Raw genomic sequence first — 16,504 nt, forward strand, 5'->3', positions numbered from 1 at the left:
ATATCTCGCTACCGGAAATAACATCATGCTTAAAACGCTATCGATTCGTACCGGCTTGCTCTCTTTACTGGCCGTTATGACCCTTCTGCTGCTGATTGTCAGCGGCATTGGCATTTATGCCCTCACACAGAGTTCTTCGTCACTTCAGCGCATCAACCACCTTCAGGGTGAGCAGATGGTGCAGCTCAATTCTGGCTATACGCTGATCCTTCGTGCGCGCAACGAGGCGGGCCAGGCTGTCAGAATGATGGAAATTGGTCTGCTGGACGATGCCGCGAAATCGGTGAAAAGCATTAATCAGGAGATCGCCCTGGCGCAAAAAACGCTGAAAGGCGTGATCGACGCAGGCGTGGCCGATCCCCAGGGACAGCAGTTGCTGGATAAGGTGGCGGTCAGTCTGGCGGCCTATAACCAGCAGGGGATCAACCCAATGTTGAAAGCGCTGAACGAACAGAGCGCAGACAGCTATTACGATCTGCTGGAGAGTAGGCTCATTCCGGTAGCAAAGCAGTTTGATAACGATATGCAGGCGTTCCAGATGTGGAGCGACGCGCGCGGGAAAGCGGAAGTCAGCGCCGTGCAGTCGAGCAAAACGCGGGTTCTGGTCCTGATCGTTGTCGCGGCGCTGCTGACGGCAGGCATCATTGTGCTGGCCTGGCTGGTGCTGCGCCACATGCTGCTCAAGCCGCTCTCGGCGTCGATTGCGCAGCTGGAAAACGTCGCCGCGGGGGATTTAACCCACACGCTGAATGCCCCGGCGAGCCAGGAGTTCAACCGTCTGAACGCCGCCATCGAAGGCATGCGCCAGTCGCTGATGCACTCGGTGCTGCGGGTCCGCGATGCCAGCTCGCAAATTGATACCGGCAGCCGCGAGCTGACGGCGGGAAACAGGGATCTTGCCGAGCGCACGGAGTCCACCGCGACCTCGCTGGAGCAGACCGCCGCCAGCATGGAAGAGATCACCGCCACGGTGAAACTCAACGCGGATAACGCCGAGCAGGCGCACCAGCTGGCGAAATCTGTCTCGGATACTGCCGATCACGGCAGCGAAATGGTCTGCTATGTGATCGAGAAAATGCGCGATATCTCCGGCAGCTCGGCGCGCATTGCCGACATTCTGAGCGTTATTGACGGCATTGCCTTCCAGACCAACATTCTGGCGCTGAACGCCTCCGTGGAAGCGGCGCGTGCGGGCGAGCAGGGGCGCGGTTTTGCCGTCGTTGCGGGCGAGGTGCGCAATCTTGCCAGCCGCAGCGCCGATGCGGCAAAAGAGATCCGTTCACTTATCAGCGACTCGCAGACCCACGTTAATGAGGGCAGCGAGCTGGCGCAGCAGGCGGGCGAAACGATGGATGAGATCGCAACCGAAGTGCTGCGCATGACTAAACTGATGCGCGAAATTGCCACCGCGTCTCAGGAACAGAGCCGCGGCATTGAACAGGTGAATATTGCGGTAAATCAGATGGATGAAACCGCGCAGCAGAATGCGACGCTGGTACAGCAATCCTCTGCCGCGACGCGCTCGCTGGAAGAGCAGTCACGCCAGCTGATGGAAGCCATGTCATCATTTAAACTGACGACGCAGAGTGTCGCATAATATTCCCCGACCCTGGTACATTCTGTACCAGGGTATTATTCTCGGACAAATTAATCGCGCTAATATTATCGTGAATATTACCGAGTAATATTTCCAGCTGGTGAGTTAAGGTTAACGCTTTTTCCGTCGGTTCAAGATATAACCCTTTACGGATAAATAGCGGTTCAGCAAAAAGCTGGCTAAAGCGCTTCAACGCCAGGCTCACGGCCGGGCGTGACATCTCCAGCCGGACAGAGGCCTTCGCCATGCTGCCGCAGCGGACCACTTCAATAAAGACAGGAATAAGATTTAAATCGATGCCGGTATTGGCACGGGAATAGTTTTTCGACACGGGTACGCTCCAGGAAATATCTGTCAAACTGTTATGGAAATAATGCAGGAGCGAATCTGAATATTAAAGCGCGTTTTTTATAAACACTTATACGGTAAATTATATAAATGTATTGGGGAGCCAGAGCGGCTCCCCGGGAGAGGGATTACGCGTCCGGATACTCACGGATAAAACGTTCAACGTCTTCAACCATATGGTTGTTGCCGACGAAGAAGGAACGACGCTGGTGCAGACTTTCTGGCACGATGTCCAGAATGCGCTCTTTACCATCGCTCGCCTTGCCGCCCGCCTGTTCCGCCAGGAACGCCATCGGGTTGCATTCATACAGCAGACGCAGCTTCCCGTCCGGGTGGCTGGCGGTGCTTGGGTAGAGGTAAATGCCGCCTTTCAGCAGGTTACGGTGGAAATCCGCAACCAGGGAACCGATATAGCGGGAGGTGTAAGGGCGCTGCGTCGCTTTATCTTCTTCCTGGCAGAATTTGATGTACTTCTTCACGCCAGTCGGGAACTTGATGTAGTTACCTTCGTTGATGGAGTAGGTGTTGCCCTTCTCCGGGAAGCGCATACGTTCCTGACACAGGCAGAACACGCCCAGAGACGGATCGTAAGTAAAGGCATGCACGCCACAGCCGGTGGTGTAGACCAGCATGGTGGAGGAGCCATACACGACATAACCGGCAGCAACCTGCTGACTGCCAGGCTGCAGGAAATCTTCTTCTGTCACCGGCGTGCCAACAGGCGTGACGCGGCGGTAGATGGAGAAAATGGTACCGACAGAAACGTTAACGTCGATGTTGGAGGAGCCGTCCAGCGGATCCATCAGAACAACGTATTTCGCGTGTTCACACCCTTCGAATACGACAATTTCATCTTCTTCTTCAGAGGCGATACCCGCAACGATGTCGCGCGCGCGCAGTGCAGCTTTCAGTTTTTCATTTGCGAACAGATCGAGTTTCTGCTGAACCTCGCCCTGAACGTTCTCGGCACCGCTGGCACCCAGGATATCGACCAGACCGGCCTTGTTGATATCACGGTGGATGATCTTAGCGCCCAGCTTTATTGCCGACAGCAAAGCAGTGAGTTCACCGGTAGCATGAGAGAACTCGTGCTGCTTTTCGACAATAAATTCACCTAACGTTTTCATAACACTTTCCCTGCATCTTTGTGAGTAGAGCGATTGTATGTTCACTAAAACGACTAATGCCCAACAATCTTAACAAATATTCAAATAGTAGCGCAGAGGTGAATCGCGCCAGCAATATACGGATTTACCTGAAATGCGTTTCACACCCGCTAACATGTGAGTAAAATGTGCGCCACATTGAAGAAGGATAGTGACGTATGCGCATTCATATATTGGGGATTTGTGGCACTTTTATGGGCGGACTGGCAATGCTGGCGCGCTCGCTGGGCCATGAAGTGACAGGTTCGGACGCCAATGTGTATCCGCCGATGAGCACGCTCCTGGAAAAACAGGGCATCTCTCTGATTCAGGGTTATGATGCCAGCCAGCTGGATCCCGCGCCGGATCTGGTGATCATTGGCAACGCCATGACGCGAGGTAATCCGTGCGTTGAGGCGGTACTGGAACGCAATATTCCGTTCATGTCTGGCCCACAGTGGCTGCATGATTTCGTCCTGCGCGACCGTTGGGTTGTTGCCGTGGCCGGTACGCACGGTAAAACCACCACCGCCGGTATGGCGACCTGGATCCTTGAAGCCTGTGGTTACAAGCCTGGCTTTGTCATTGGCGGCGTTCCGGGCAATTTCGACGTGTCTGCGCGTCTGGGGGAGAGCCCGTTCTTTGTGATCGAAGCCGATGAGTACGACTGTGCGTTCTTCGACAAGCGCTCCAAGTTTGTACACTACTGCCCGCGCACGCTGATCCTCAACAACCTTGAGTTCGATCATGCGGATATCTTTGACGATCTGAAAGCCATTCAGAAACAGTTCCACCACCTGGTGCGCATCGTTCCGGGTCAGGGCCGTATCATCCTGCCGGAGAACGACATCAATCTTAAGCAGACCATGGCGATGGGCTGCTGGAGCGAGCAGGAGCTGGTGGGTGAGCAGGGTCACTGGCAGGCGAAAAAACTCAACGTGGATGCCTCGGAGTGGGAAGTGTGGCTCGACGGCGAGAAAGTGGGTGAGGTGAAATGGGGCCTGGTTGGCGAACACAACATGCACAACGGCCTGATGGCAATCGCTGCCGCACGCCATGTGGGTGTTCAGCCTGCGGATGCGGCGAATGCACTGGGTTCATTTATCAATGCCCGTCGCCGTCTGGAGCTGCGCGGTGAAGCCCACGGCGTAACCGTGTATGACGATTTCGCGCACCACCCAACTGCTATTCTGGCGACGCTTGCAGCGTTACGCGGCAAGGTCGGCGGTACCGCGCGCATTCTGGCGGTGCTGGAGCCACGCTCTAACACCATGAAAATGGGCATCTGCAAAGACGATCTCGCGCCATCCTTAGGACGTGCCGACGAAGTCTTCCTGCTGCAGCCACAGCATATTCCGTGGCAGGTAGCTGAAGTGGCCGATGCCTGCATTCAGCCTGCGCACTGGAGTGCGGATGTTGATGCTCTGGCGGATATGGTGGTGAAAGCCGCTCAGCCGGGTGACCATATTCTGGTGATGAGTAACGGCGGTTTTGGTGGGATCCATCAGAAGCTGCTGGACGGTCTGGCGAAAAAGGCTGAGGCCGCAGAGTAAAAAAAAGCCCGGTGGCGCTAGCGCTTACCGGGCCTACATTACTCTTCTCCCTCTCCCCTATGGGGAGAGGGCTGGGGTGAGGGGGGAACAGGCGGTTCGATATTACTCTTCGTTCTCAGACAGCTCGCGCAGATACTGGAAAATCAGACGCGCGGACTTCGGCGGCTTATTCCCTTCTTTCTCTTTCTTCGCGTTGCGGATCAGTGAACGCAGCTGCTGGCGGTCGGCATCCGGCCACAGGTTCAATACTTCCGGTACCGCATCATCACCCTGTTCAATCAGACGGTCGCGGATCTGCTCCAGCTTGTGGAACAGCGCAACCTGCTGGTTGTGGCGGTTTTTCAGTTTATCCAGCGCCTGGCGGATCGGATCGACGTCGCGCTGACGCAGCATTTTACCGATAAGCTGAAGCTGGCGACGACGGCCTTCTTTTTTGATTTTCTGTGCCAGTTCAATGGCATCACGCAGATCCTGGTCGAGCGGGATCTTATCCAGCGCGTTTTTGCCCAGTTCCACCATTTCTGCGCCAAGCTGTTTTAACTCTTCGGCGTCGCGTTTAATTTCACTTTTACTGACCCAGATGATCTCATCATCTTCGTCTTCGATGTCATCACCGGGAACGTCGTCGAGCCAGTCTTCGGGCTGCTTAGTCATGTCAGGCTCCTTAAAAAAAGAGGCTAATGTTACCAGTTAAGACGCGCACTGAAAAACGGTTCTCTGTTAGACTTCAGTTAACTCTCTCTTACAGTATGGCATTTGCGATGAAAGTAACCTCACAAGTTGAAGCGCAGCGTAAGATTCTGGAAGAAGCCGTCTCCACCGCGCTGACGCTCGCTTCAGGTAAATCAGATGGCGCCGAAGTGGCGGTCAGCAAAACCACCGGCATTAGCGTGAGCACCCGCTATGGCGAAGTGGAGAATGTAGAATTCAACAGCGATGGCGCACTGGGGATCACGGTGTATCACCAGAACCGCAAAGGCAGCGCGTCGTCTACCGATCTCAGCCCCGATGCCATTGCCCGTACCGTGCAGGCGGCGCTGGATATTGCGCGTTACACCTCACCGGATCCTTATGCAGGCGTTGCGGATAAAGATCTGCTGGCGTTTGATGCCCCGGATCTCGATCTTTTCCACCCGGCGGAAGTCACCCCGGACGAAGCCATTGAGCTGGCCGCGCGTGCCGAACAGGCGTCTTTGCAGGCGGATAAACGCATCACCAATACCGAAGGCGGCAGCTTCAACAGCCACTACGGCATCAAAGTCTTCGGCAACAGCCACGGAATGCTGCAGGGCTATTGCTCAACCCGTCACTCGCTCTCAAGCTGCGTGATCGCCGAAGAAAACGGCGATATGGAGCGGGATTATGCTTACACCATCGGCCGCGCGCTGGGGGATTTACAGTCCCCTGAGTGGGTGGGCAAAGCGTGTGCTGAACGCACGCTGTCTCGCCTGTCACCGCGTAAGCTCTCCACCATGAAAGCCCCGGTCATTTTTGCCAATGAAGTAGCGACCGGCCTGTTTGGCCATCTGGTGGGCGCTATCGCGGGCGGCTCAGTTTACCGTAAATCGACCTTCCTGCTCGACTCGCTGGGCAAACAGATCCTGCCGGAATGGCTGACCATTGAAGAGCACCCGCACCTGCTTAAAGGTCTGGCCTCCACGCCGTTCGACAGCGAAGGCGTGCGCACGGAACGCCGCGATATCGTTAAAGACGGCATTCTGACCCAGTGGCTGCTGACCAACTACTCCGCGCGCAAGCTGGGGCTGAAAAGCACCGGACATGCGGGGGGCATCCATAACTGGCGCATTGCCGGACAGGGCCTGAACTTCGAGCAGATGCTGAAAGAGATGGGCACCGGCCTGGTGGTGACAGAATTGATGGGCCAGGGCGTGAGCGGCATTACCGGAGACTACTCTCGCGGTGCGGCAGGCTTCTGGGTCGAAAACGGCGAGATTCAGTATCCGGTGAGCGAAATTACCATCGCCGGCAACCTGAAGGACATGTGGCGCAATATCGTTACGGTCGGTAACGATATTGAAACACGTAGCAATATACAGTGTGGTTCTGTATTACTGCCGGAAATGAAAATCGCCGGCCAGTAATACCCGAAAAGCGTTTTAATAATAAAAAAGGAAGTGAGCAATGCGTAAACACCTGTTAGCGATCGTCGCGGCTTCAACGCTGGTTCTTGGCTCTTCTGCGTTTGCTGCCGATCTCGAAGACAACATGGACATCCTCAGTCAAAACCTGAAGGTCGTTCAGAAAACGGACAATGCGGCAGAAATGAAAAGCGCATTGACCAAAATGCGTGAAGCGGCGCTGGACGCGCAAAAAGCGACGCCGCCAAAGCTGGAAAGCAAAGCGGCAGACAGCGCAGAGATGAAGGACTATCGCCACGGCTTTGACGTGCTGGTCGGTCAGATTGACGGCGCGCTGAAGCTCGCTAACGAAGGCAAAGTGAAGGAAGCCCAGGCGGCAGCAGACCAGTTTGTCGCGACGCGTAACACGTATCACAAAAAGTATCGTTAATTGGGTGCCTGAGCTGTACGTCCTTTCCCGTATGCGGGGGCGCAGTTAGCGCCCCCGCATCTTTGCTCCCTACTGGCCAGAGCGACACTCCATCCGCGCTGTCACTTCAAGCGAGCCGTTTCGAAAACGGATCTCGCACAGTGTTTTCCTCGTCACCAGCGTTAAGATGATTATTGTCAAAGCAATAATCATCAAAACCCGGATAATTGGGGATTGGCGTTTCATGGATGCCTCCTTGCTTTAAAGCGGGCGAGGTAGCGAACTCCACGGTCCGACGTGTCGTTTCGAGCCCCCGCCCTGATTTTTTATCAGGCGGGGCTTTCCACTTTCCGTCCCATGCCTGAGACGGTCAGTCTCAAGCACCCGCCGCCACTCTAGCGAATCCCCATAAGAAAACCTTATCCACGTCACATTTCTACGAGTCGGCTCGTAATCTTTTCCGCTTCGCTCTTCCCATATTTGCCGTCAGATAACGTGATATTCATCACGTAAATACAGCGATTTATCCAGATTCAGCCTATTTATGTGGCACAGATCACTGCTGCGGCTCGCCTTTCCACTTCGAAGTGGAAAACAACTCGCTACAAACCCGCCATCGCCAACGTTAGTTTTATTCCAGAGCCATTAACGGGGTAAGACCAGTGAGTAACGGAGCGGTAATGAACGACGTTGGGGATCAGGCGGAGCAAACAGAAAAGCTCGCGAACACCATGCTGCAGCAGGTTTATGCCCTGCTGGCCCGGCACAACATCATCCCCAATGCAGTACAGGAACAGATGCTCACCTCCCATGTCCGCGCGATGGCGCACCGGTCCGTGACCGGCGAGCCGCTGCCGGAAGTGGAGGCAGAGCTGTTCGACGAAATTTCACCGGATTCAATGCGGCTCGCCCGTGAAGTGGTAGCGCAGTTTGGCAACCTTCCTGATGAAGAAGCCTGGCTGCTCTCCGTTCACTTTGAAGTCGCGAAAGACAACCTTTAAGGAGCAACACATGGAACAGATTACAGTCGTGATTGGCGATCGCCTGGGTAAAGGCCAGAAAGTGGCTGCCGGTGTGGAAAAAGCGGGTGGACGTGCGGTTGTCGTGCCGGGTATGGCGGCAGATATGAAACTCGGCGACGTCATGAAAGCAGAAAATGCCACCTTCGGCATCTCCTTCTGCGGCAGCGGCGGCGCGGGTGCCATCACGGCGCAAACCAAATATGGCTACAAAGCGAAATACGGCATGCGCTCCGTGGATGAGGGGGTGACCGCCATCAACGAAGGCTGCAACGTGCTGGGCTTTGGCTTTATGGATAAAGAAGAGCTGGGCGAGCGTCTGGTGCAGGCGTGGCAGAAGAAGCACGGCGCATAAGCATGAAAGAACAGTTCACAACCACGGTGAGAGTGAAGGGGAAGGGCGACGCCAAAGCGCGCGCCTTTGCCGACGCACTCAACCACGTTCAGGCCGCGGTGATGAAAGCCTCACCGCATATCTTACTGCGTATTGAGCCACAGGATGTGCAGGTCGTTCAGGCGCAAGAAGCGGTGCGTAAAGAAGCGTTTCTGTTCTTCTTTTTGCGCCGGGAAAGACGCACCTACAGCGTGGAGCTGGATGTGACCGTCAACGTGACCGCCATCAATCTCGACCAGGTGGATTTCGTCACGCAACGCTGATTATTCATAAAAGGGCAGACTGATGTTCTTAATTATATTAATAAAATCGCTCATCATTGGCGGCCTGGTAGGCGTCGGTGTTGGAGCCGGGGCTGCACGCATGTTTCATGCGCCTACCACTCAGGGTATGGGCGCGTTTCGTACGTTGGGGGAACTGAACTCCTGCGAAGGGGATCCGGCTTCTCACTTCTCCTTTGGGTTAGGCTTCTTCTTTAACGCCTGGGCCTCTTCCGTGGCCGCAGGTGCCTTCACACAGGACGTAGACCACCGCATCATCCCAAACTGGGGTGCTGCAGCCTTGATGATCAAAAACCGTAACGTCGGCGAAACGCTGCACGATCCCCGCAAGATGGCGATTGCCTGCGGCATCATCGGCATGATTGTCGTCACCTTCCTTAACCTGACTGCCTCGTCTGTTCCGGCCGCACTGCAGGTCACCGCCGTGAAGGTGCTGGTACCGGCGGCAAACCTGCTGGTGAACACCGTGATGCCGGTGATCTTCTGGCTGGCGGCCATCGACGCGGGTAAAAAATCCGGCTTCTGGGCGACCATCTTCGGCGGCGCGGCGCAGTTGATTATGGGTAACGCCGTACCGGGCCTGGTACTGGGGATCCTGATCGGTAAAGGCGTGGAAGAGAGCGGCTGGAACCACGTCACCAAAGTGATGATGGCGGCCATCGTTCTGCTCTTCGTGCTGAGCGGCTTCTTCCGCGGCTTCGACATGAAGATGATTGAATCCTTCCATCTGACCGTGCCGAACTGGCTCGACATGATCCACAACTCGCTCAGCGGTAAATAACAGGAGCCTCTACATGGAACAGAATAAAGGTTTTTGGTATGCCGACTGGTCGTTCCCGATCTTCGTTGGCCTGCTCTCCTCCGGCGTGTTTGCCGGGACGCACATGTACTACCTCTACGGCATCGGCGCGTTTAACGAAGTGGCCTTCGTGGCGATGCTGAAGGCGGGAATTGATACCGGCGTATACGGCGCAGTGGCGGCGTTCGGCGCAAGCTTCCTGTTCGCCCGTATCATCGAAGGATCGCTGGTAGGGATCCTCGACATCGGCGGGGCTATCCAGACCGGCGTGGGTCTGGGTGTGCCAGCACTGCTGCTGGGCGCGGGGATCATGTTCCCGGTGACCAACTTCATTGCCTCGCTGATTACCGGCCTGGTGATTGGTCTGGCGATCGGCTACGTCATCATCCTGGCGCGTAAGTTCACCATCAACCAGAGCAACTCCACCTACGGGGCGGACGTGATGATGGGCGCGGGCAATGCCTCCGGTCGTTTTCTGGGGCCGTTGATTATCCTCAGCGCCATGACCGCTTCCATTCCGATTGGCGTCGGTTCCCTGCTGGGCGCGCTGCTGTTCTACATCTGGCAGAAGCCGATCACCGGCGGTGCCATCCTTGGCGCCATGATTTTAGGCTGGTTGTTCCCGGTCGCCCTTTAATACCTGCGGGCGCGCTGGCGCCCGCCTTATCAGGAGAACCCCATGTTTGATTTACTCCTGCGCCGTGCGCGCCTTAGCGACGATACCCTGACCGATATCGCCATTCAGGACGGGAAAATTGCCGCAACAGGCGACATAGATGCTCCCGCCCGCAAAACGGTGGAGCTGAACGGTGACGTGTTCGTCAGCGCAGGCTGGATCGACTCCCACGTCCACTGCTACCCGAACTCCCCTATTTACCACGACGAACCGGACAGCGTGGGTATTGCCACCGGCGTCACCACCGTGGTGGATGCGGGCAGTACCGGTGCCGACGACGTGGACGATTTCTACGAAATCACCCGCAAAGCCTCAACCGAGGTCTTTGCCCTGCTGAATATCTCCCGCGTGGGGCTGATTGCCCAGAACGAGCTGGCCAATATGGCGAATATTGATGCCGATGCCGTGAAGCAGGCGGTGAAACGCCACCCTGACTTTATCGTCGGGCTGAAAGCGCGCATGAGCAGCAGCGTGGTGGGTGAAAACGGTATTACGCCGCTGGAGCGTGCGAAAGCCATTCAGAAAGAGAACGGCGACCTGCCGCTGATGGTGCACATCGGCAATAACCCGCCTAACCTCGACGAAATTGCCGAGCTGCTGAGCTCGGGCGACATCATTACCCACTGCTACAACGGCAAGCCAAACCGCATTCTGACGCCCTCCGGCGAGCTGCGTGCCTCCATCACCTCCGCTCTGAAACGCGGTGTGCGGCTGGACGTAGGCCACGGTACGGCGAGCTTCAGTTTTGAAGTGGCGAAACGCGCCATCGCGATGGGCATTCTGCCGCACACCATCAGCTCGGATATCTACTGTCGCAACCGCATCAACGGCCCGGTGGGCTCGCTTTCGAGCGTGATGTCGAAATTCCTCGCCATCGGCATGTCATTGCCGCAGGTGATTGACTGCGTCACCGCCAACGCCGCCGACGGCCTGCGCCTGACGCGCAAAGGGCGTATCGAACCCGGTCTCGACGCCGACCTGACGCTGTTCACCCTTAAACGTCAGCCGACGGTGCTGACGGATGCTGAAAACGACAGCCTGCAGGCTGAACACATTCTGGTGCCGCTTGCCGCGATCCGCGCGGGCAAGGGCTACATGACCGAACAAGGGAGCACGGAACATGCCTTCGATTTATGAGAAGTACAACTTAAAGCAGGTTATCAACACCTCCGGCCGCATGACGGCGCTGGGTGTCTCCACGCCACGCCCGGAAGTGGTGCAGGCGGCGATGGACGGCATGAATCACTATTTCGAGATGAAAGATCTGGTCAATAAAACCGGGGAATACATCGCGAAGCTGCTGGACGTGGAGGGCGCGACGGTGGTCTCCTGCGCATCCGCGGGCATCGCCCAGTCCGTGGCGGCGGTGCTGGTGAAAGACAGCGACTGGCTGCTGGAAAACCTGCACGTCACTCCAGTTGAGAACAACGAAATCGTGCTGCCGAAAGGCCACAACGTTAACTTTGGCGCGCCGGTGGGCACCATGGTGGCGCTGGGCGGCGGCAAGCTGGTGGAAGCGGGCTACGCTAACGAATGCTCAGCCGAGCAGCTGGCGGCGGCCATCACCCCGCGCACCGCGGCGATCCTTTACATCAAATCGCACCACTGCGTGCAGAAAAGCATGCTCAGCGTTGAGCAGGCAGCGGTCGTGGCGCGCAAACACGATCTGCCCCTGATCGTCGATGCCGCAGCGGAAGAAGATCTGCATACCTATTACCGCTCCGGCGCCGACCTGGTGATCTACAGCGGCGCGAAAGCGATCGAAGGGCCCACCAGCGGCCTGGTGATCGGCAAGACCCAGTACGTTGAGTGGGTGAAGCGCCAGACGGCGGGCATTGGCCGCGCCATGAAGGTGGGTAAAGAGGGCATCCTCGGCCTGACCTGCGCCATCGAACACTACCTGACGGCAACCAAAGAGAGTGGGGCGGAGATGGTGGCAAAAATGACGCCGTTTATCGACGCGCTCAACACCCTGAACGGCGTTACCGCGCGCGTGGTCTGGGACAGCGCCGGTCGCGATATCGCGCGTACCGAGATTAAGTTTGACGAAGCCGTAACCGGCATCGGCACCGGCGAGCTGGTGAATGCCCTGAAGCAGGGCGAATACGCCATTTATTTCCGCGGCTACAAGGCCAACGAAGGGATTATCGAAGCGGACGTGCGCAGCGTGAACGCTGACCAGCTGAACATTGTGTACCGCCGCATAAGCGAAGTGTTAGGACAGGAGAAAAAGGCATGAAACTGACTCCCAATTTTTACCGTGACCGCGTCTGCCTGAACGTGCTGGCAGGCTCAAAAGCGAACGCCAGCGCCATTTACGAGGCGGCGGAAGGTCATGTGCTGGTGGGCGTGCTCTCCAAAAATTACCCGGACGTGCCCAGCGCGGTTGCCGATATGCGCGAGTACGCGGCGCTGATTGATAACGCGCTCTCGGTAGGCCTGGGGGCGGGTGACCCGAACCAGTCGGCGATGGTGAGCGAAATCTCCCGTCAGGTGCAGCCGCAGCACGTTAACCAGGTTTTCACTGGTGTAGCCACCAGCCGTGCGCTGCTGGGGCAGAATGAATCGGTGGTCAACGGACTGGTCTCACCGACCGGCACCGTCGGGATGGTGAAAATCTCCACCGGCCCGCTGAGCAGCGCGGCACCGGACGGCATTGTGCCGGTTGAAACGGCGATTGCCCTGCTGAAGGATTTCGGCGGCAGTTCGATTAAGTACTTCCCGATGGGCGGCCTGAAGTGCCGTGACGAATACCAGGCCGTGGCGGAAGCCTGCGCCCGTCACGACTTCTGGCTGGAGCCGACCGGGGGTATCGATCTGGATAACTTCGAGGCGATCCTGCAGATCGCCCTGGACGCGGGCGTGAGCAAAATCATTCCGCATATTTATAGTTCGATTATCGACAAAGCCAGCGGCGATACGCGTCCGGAAGATGTGCGTACGCTGCTTGCGATGACGAAGAAGCTGGTGAAGTAAAAACTGCCCCTCACCCCAGCCCTCTCCCCAAAGGGGAGAGGGTGTAATCGTCCCCTCTCCCCTTTGGGGAGAGGGTTAGGGTGAGGGGGGAACACACCGCATAACCCCAAAGGAGCCATCATGCACACCCGTACCCTGCTTGTCGCTTCACTCTCTTTACTGGCTAACGCCGCTATCGCCCAGCCGCAGTACGCCTGGGTGGGTACCTATAACCCCAGCGGGGAAGGGCTGTACCGCTTTACCATTGACCCGCAAAGCGGCGCGCTCGGCAATAAAACGCTGGTGAGTCAGCTGCCGAACGCCGCGCAGCTGGCCGTCTCGCACGATGGCAAAACGCTGTATCTGGCAAGCGAAGTGGAGCAGGGCGTGGTGCAGGCGCTGCGGATAGATGATAACGGCGAGCTGAGCGAGCTGAATCAGGTCTCCTCCGGCGGTGCGGGGCCGGTCTATCTTTCGCTCACGCCGAAGGGTCAGCATCTGCTGGTGGCGAACTACGTAAGCGGATCGATCGCAGTGCTGCCGATCAAAGCCGATGGCAGCCTGGGTGACGCCACGGATCGGCACCAGGATCAGGGTGAGCCAGGCGCTGCGAAACCGGAGGCGGCAGCAGAAGGCAGTTTTGCCATCAGCGATCATAATGGTCCTCATGCGCACATGATCGCCGCCGATCCGAGCGGGAAATATGTGTTTTCCACCGATCTGGGGCTGGATCGTATCTATCAGTACCGCTTTGACGATCGAGCCGGCAAGCTGACGCCGAACGATCCGCCGTTTATCAGCGCCTCCTCAAAAGGGGCCGGGCCGCGGCACTTTGTCTTTACGCCGAAGGGGGATGCGCTGTGGCTGATTAACGAAGAGGCGTCTACGCTCACCCATTATACGCTGGACAGCAACGGCAGGCTGAAAGAGGGCAAAACGCTCTCCGCGCTGCCAGAAGGTTACAAAGGCACCAGTTTTGCGGCCGGACTGGCGCTGAGTGCAGATGGTAAACAGCTGTACGTGGCTAACCGTTTGCATAACAGCATCGGGCACTTTACCGTAACAGCGGAGGGCACGCTGACGCATCAGGACGATGTCTGGACGCGTGGCGACTACCCGCGCACCCTGACGCTCGATAAACAGGGGCGCTGGCTGTACGTCATGAACCAGCGCAGCGACAACATTACCCGTTTCCGCGTCGGTCAGGACGGCAAGCTAAGCTTTGAGTCAGACTACACCCCGGTCGGCAGCCCATCCCAGATGGTCATTTCACCCTGAGCAGTAAGAGGACAACGACGTGCGATTTCCGAACCAACGTTTAGCGCAACTTTTTGATCTGTTGCAAAACGAGACGCTGCCGCAGGACGAGCTGGCGCAGCGGCTGTCGGTCTCCACGCGAACCGTCCGGGCGGATATTTCCGCCCTGAACGCGCTGCTGGCAAGCCACGGCGCGCAGTTTATTCTCAGCCGCGGCAATGGCTACCAGCTCAAAATTGACGATGCGGTACGTTATCAGCAGCTACAGGCTTCCCATCCGCGTGCGCTGCGCATTCCCCGTACCGGGCCGGAGCGCGTGCATTATCTGGTGGTGCGTTTTCTCACCTCGGCGTTTTCACTCAAGCTGGAAGACCTGGCCGATGAGTGGTTCGTCAGCCGCGCCACGCTGCAGAGCGATATGGTGGAGGTGCGTGAGTGGTTCCACCGCTACAACCTGACGCTGGAAACGCGTCCACGCCATGGCATGAAGCTGTTTGGCAGTGAGATGGCGACCCGCGCCTGTCTGACCGATCTGCTCTGGGAACTGGCCCAGCAGGACAGCCTGAACCCGCTGGTGACCGACGTGGCGCTCAATGCCGGAGTAGCAGAGCAGATGGTGCCCGTACTGCACGAGGCGCTGACGCGGCATCACATCCGCCTGACCGACGAAGGCGAGCTGTTCCTGCGACTCTACTGCGCGGTGTCGGTGCGCCGCATCAGCGAGGGGTATCCACTGCCGGAATTCCACGCCGAAGATGTGGAAGAGAATGTGCGTGACGCGGCGAAAGATATCGCGGTGACCATTCAGCAGCTGGCGGGCAAAGCGCTTTCCCCTTCGGAAGAGAGCTGGCTGTGCGTGCATATCGCCGCGCGGCAGATCCAGGATATCGCGCCGAGTGCCATCAATGCGGATGACGACGAAGCGCTGGTCAACTACATCCTGCGCTATATCAACACCCACTATAACTACAACCTGCTCAGCGACGAGCAGCTGCATGCGGATCTGCTTACCCATATCAAAACCATGATCACCCGCGTGCGGTATCAAATCATGATCCCGAATCCGCTGCTGGATAACATCAAGCAGCACTATCCGATGGCGTGGGATATGACGCTGGCGGCAGTCTCAAGCTGGGGCAAATACACGCCGTATGTGATCAGCGAAAACGAGATTGGCTTCCTGGTGCTGCATATTGGCGTCGGGCTGGAGCGCCACTACAACATTGGCTACCAGCGCCAGCCGCGCGTGCTGCTGGTGTGCGATGCCGGTAATGCCATGGTGCGCATGATTGAGGCGGTGCTGCAGCGCAAATACCCGCAGATTGAGGTCACACGCACGCTTACGCTTCGCGAGTACGAGCAGACGGAATCCATTAACGAAGACTTTGTGATCTCAACTGCCCGCGTCAGTGAAAAGTCTAAGCCGGTGGTGATGATCGCCCCGTTCCCGACGGACTACCAGCTGGAGCAGATTGGCAAGCTGGTGCTGGTGGACAGAACCCGTCCGTGGATGCTGGACAAATACTTCGACGCTGCGCATTTCCGTATTCTCAACGCCCCTGTGGACCAGCAAACGCTGTTCCGCGAACTCTGCGTCCAGCTTGAAGAGGAGGGCTTTGTGGGGGCTGAGTTCCTCGACTCGGTCGTTGAGCGTGAAGCCATCGTCAGCACCATGCTCGGCGACGGCATCGCGCTGCCGCACTCCCTTGGCCTGCTGGCACAGAAAACGGTGGTCTACACCGTACTCGCCCCGCACGGCGTCCAGTGGGGCGACGAAACCGCCCACGTTATCTTCCTGCTCGCCATCAGCAAAAGCGAATACGAAGAGGCGATGGCGATCTACGATATTTTCGTCACCTTCCTGCGCGAACGTGCGATGTCACGACTCTGTAGCTGCGGAAATTTTGCCGAGTTTAAGGCGGTGGCGATGGAGAGTTTGAGCCGGTTTTGAGAGGCGTTATCCAGAATTCGA

18 protein-coding genes are annotated in these 16,504 nt (G+C 57.2%); 14 read left to right on the forward strand and 4 right to left on the reverse strand.

The annotated features are described in order from the left end of the window. Positions 1 to 25 precede the first annotated feature (25 nt). Positions 26 to 1,597, forward strand: a complete 1,572-nt coding sequence (locus ACQG2G_RS02340; RefSeq protein WP_061771927.1) for a methyl-accepting chemotaxis protein — start codon at positions 26 to 28, stop codon at positions 1,595 to 1,597. On the opposite strand, the gene ACQG2G_RS02345 is transcribed toward ACQG2G_RS02340, so the two are convergent. Both ACQG2G_RS02345 and fbp read right to left on the reverse strand, forming a co-directional pair. Further along, positions 1,569 to 1,928: a helix-turn-helix domain-containing protein gene (locus ACQG2G_RS02345; protein WP_061771928.1), complete on the reverse strand. Its 360-nt coding sequence runs from the start codon at positions 1,926 to 1,928 to the stop codon at positions 1,569 to 1,571. The two genes, ACQG2G_RS02340 and ACQG2G_RS02345, sit on opposite strands and share 29 nt — an antisense overlap. A 145-nt stretch (positions 1,929 to 2,073) precedes the next feature. Beyond that, complete coding sequence (gene fbp, locus ACQG2G_RS02350) at positions 2,074 to 3,072, reverse strand: class 1 fructose-bisphosphatase (protein WP_013095345.1); 999 nt, start codon at positions 3,070 to 3,072, stop codon at positions 2,074 to 2,076. Positions 3,073 to 3,269: 197 nt separating this feature from the next. Here fbp and mpl point away from each other — a divergent pair, with 197 nt between their 5' ends. Then, positions 3,270 to 4,643, forward strand: a complete 1,374-nt coding sequence (gene mpl, locus ACQG2G_RS02355; RefSeq protein ID WP_013095346.1) for a UDP-N-acetylmuramate:L-alanyl-gamma-D-glutamyl-meso-diaminopimelate ligase — start codon at positions 3,270 to 3,272, stop codon at positions 4,641 to 4,643. 102 nt (positions 4,644 to 4,745) lie between these two features. Here mpl and yjgA read toward each other — a convergent pair whose 3' ends face one another. Further along, a complete protein-coding gene (gene yjgA, locus ACQG2G_RS02360; RefSeq protein WP_008501414.1) occupies positions 4,746 to 5,297 on the reverse strand; it encodes a ribosome biogenesis factor YjgA in 552 nt (183 codons plus the stop codon). A gap of 95 nt (positions 5,298 to 5,392) precedes the next feature. Here yjgA and pmbA point away from each other — a divergent pair, with 95 nt between their 5' ends. Together pmbA and cybC are read left to right on the forward strand one after the other, a co-directional pair. Further along, a complete protein-coding gene (gene pmbA / locus ACQG2G_RS02365) occupies positions 5,393 to 6,745 on the forward strand; it encodes a metalloprotease PmbA (protein WP_032618803.1) in 1,353 nt (450 codons plus the stop codon). Positions 6,746 to 6,785: 40 nt separating this feature from the next. Next, positions 6,786 to 7,172: a cytochrome b562 gene (gene cybC / locus ACQG2G_RS02370; protein WP_013095348.1), complete on the forward strand. Its 387-nt coding sequence runs from the start codon at positions 6,786 to 6,788 to the stop codon at positions 7,170 to 7,172. Positions 7,173 to 7,241: 69 nt separating this feature from the next. Here cybC and ACQG2G_RS02375 read toward each other — a convergent pair whose 3' ends face one another. Further along, complete coding sequence (locus ACQG2G_RS02375) at positions 7,242 to 7,397, reverse strand: Hok/Gef family protein (protein ID WP_020688727.1); 156 nt, start codon at positions 7,395 to 7,397, stop codon at positions 7,242 to 7,244. Positions 7,398 to 7,813: 416 nt separating this feature from the next. On the opposite strand from ACQG2G_RS02375, the gene ACQG2G_RS02380 reads away from it, so the two are divergent. From ACQG2G_RS02380 to ACQG2G_RS02425, 10 genes are all read left to right on the forward strand, one after another. Beyond that, the gene (locus ACQG2G_RS02380) at positions 7,814 to 8,152 is read left to right on the forward strand and encodes a glycine dehydrogenase (protein WP_028027887.1); all 339 of its coding nucleotides are present in this window, start codon (positions 7,814 to 7,816) and stop codon (positions 8,150 to 8,152) included. Positions 8,153 to 8,162: 10 nt separating this feature from the next. Beyond that, positions 8,163 to 8,525: an SFCGS family glycine-rich protein gene (locus tag ACQG2G_RS02385; protein ID WP_006179053.1), complete on the forward strand. Its 363-nt coding sequence runs from the start codon at positions 8,163 to 8,165 to the stop codon at positions 8,523 to 8,525. Positions 8,526 to 8,527: 2 nt separating this feature from the next. After that, on the forward strand, positions 8,528 to 8,827 hold the full coding sequence (locus ACQG2G_RS02390; protein ID WP_006810338.1) for a DUF4312 family protein: 300 nt from the start codon (positions 8,528 to 8,530) through the stop codon (positions 8,825 to 8,827). Between the two features lie 22 nt (positions 8,828 to 8,849). Continuing rightward, positions 8,850 to 9,626: a DUF4311 domain-containing protein gene (locus ACQG2G_RS02395; protein ID WP_006810337.1), complete on the forward strand. Its 777-nt coding sequence runs from the start codon at positions 8,850 to 8,852 to the stop codon at positions 9,624 to 9,626. A gap of 13 nt (positions 9,627 to 9,639) precedes the next feature. Further along, positions 9,640 to 10,281: a DUF4310 family protein gene (locus tag ACQG2G_RS02400; RefSeq protein WP_013095350.1), complete on the forward strand. Its 642-nt coding sequence runs from the start codon at positions 9,640 to 9,642 to the stop codon at positions 10,279 to 10,281. A gap of 42 nt (positions 10,282 to 10,323) precedes the next feature. Further along, entirely contained in the window at positions 10,324 to 11,457 is a 1,134-nt protein-coding gene (locus tag ACQG2G_RS02405) for an amidohydrolase/deacetylase family metallohydrolase (protein ID WP_045902454.1), read from the forward strand. Beyond that, positions 11,441 to 12,559 carry a DgaE family pyridoxal phosphate-dependent ammonia lyase gene (locus tag ACQG2G_RS02410; RefSeq protein WP_061771435.1) on the forward strand — a complete coding sequence of 373 codons (1,119 nt, stop codon included), beginning with the start codon at positions 11,441 to 11,443 and terminating at the stop codon, positions 12,557 to 12,559. Before ACQG2G_RS02405 ends, ACQG2G_RS02410 begins: the two co-directional genes overlap by 17 nt. After that, positions 12,556 to 13,296 (forward strand): 2-dehydro-3-deoxy-phosphogluconate aldolase, encoded by a 741-nt coding sequence (gene dagF / locus ACQG2G_RS02415; RefSeq protein ID WP_045902455.1) that lies wholly within the window; start codon positions 12,556 to 12,558, stop codon positions 13,294 to 13,296. Before ACQG2G_RS02410 ends, dagF begins: the two co-directional genes overlap by 4 nt. Before the next feature lie 120 nt (positions 13,297 to 13,416). Further along, positions 13,417 to 14,553: a lactonase family protein gene (locus ACQG2G_RS02420; protein ID WP_061771434.1), complete on the forward strand. Its 1,137-nt coding sequence runs from the start codon at positions 13,417 to 13,419 to the stop codon at positions 14,551 to 14,553. Positions 14,554 to 14,572: 19 nt separating this feature from the next. Then, on the forward strand, positions 14,573 to 16,483 hold the full coding sequence (locus ACQG2G_RS02425) for a BglG family transcription antiterminator (RefSeq protein ID WP_038418562.1): 1,911 nt from the start codon (positions 14,573 to 14,575) through the stop codon (positions 16,481 to 16,483). Positions 16,484 to 16,504: the final 21 nt, after the last annotated feature.

This window comes from Enterobacter cloacae complex sp. 382A5, from assembly GCF_050031095.1.
In the GTDB taxonomy this organism is placed as follows: Bacteria; Pseudomonadota; Gammaproteobacteria; order Enterobacterales; family Enterobacteriaceae; genus Enterobacter; species Enterobacter cloacae.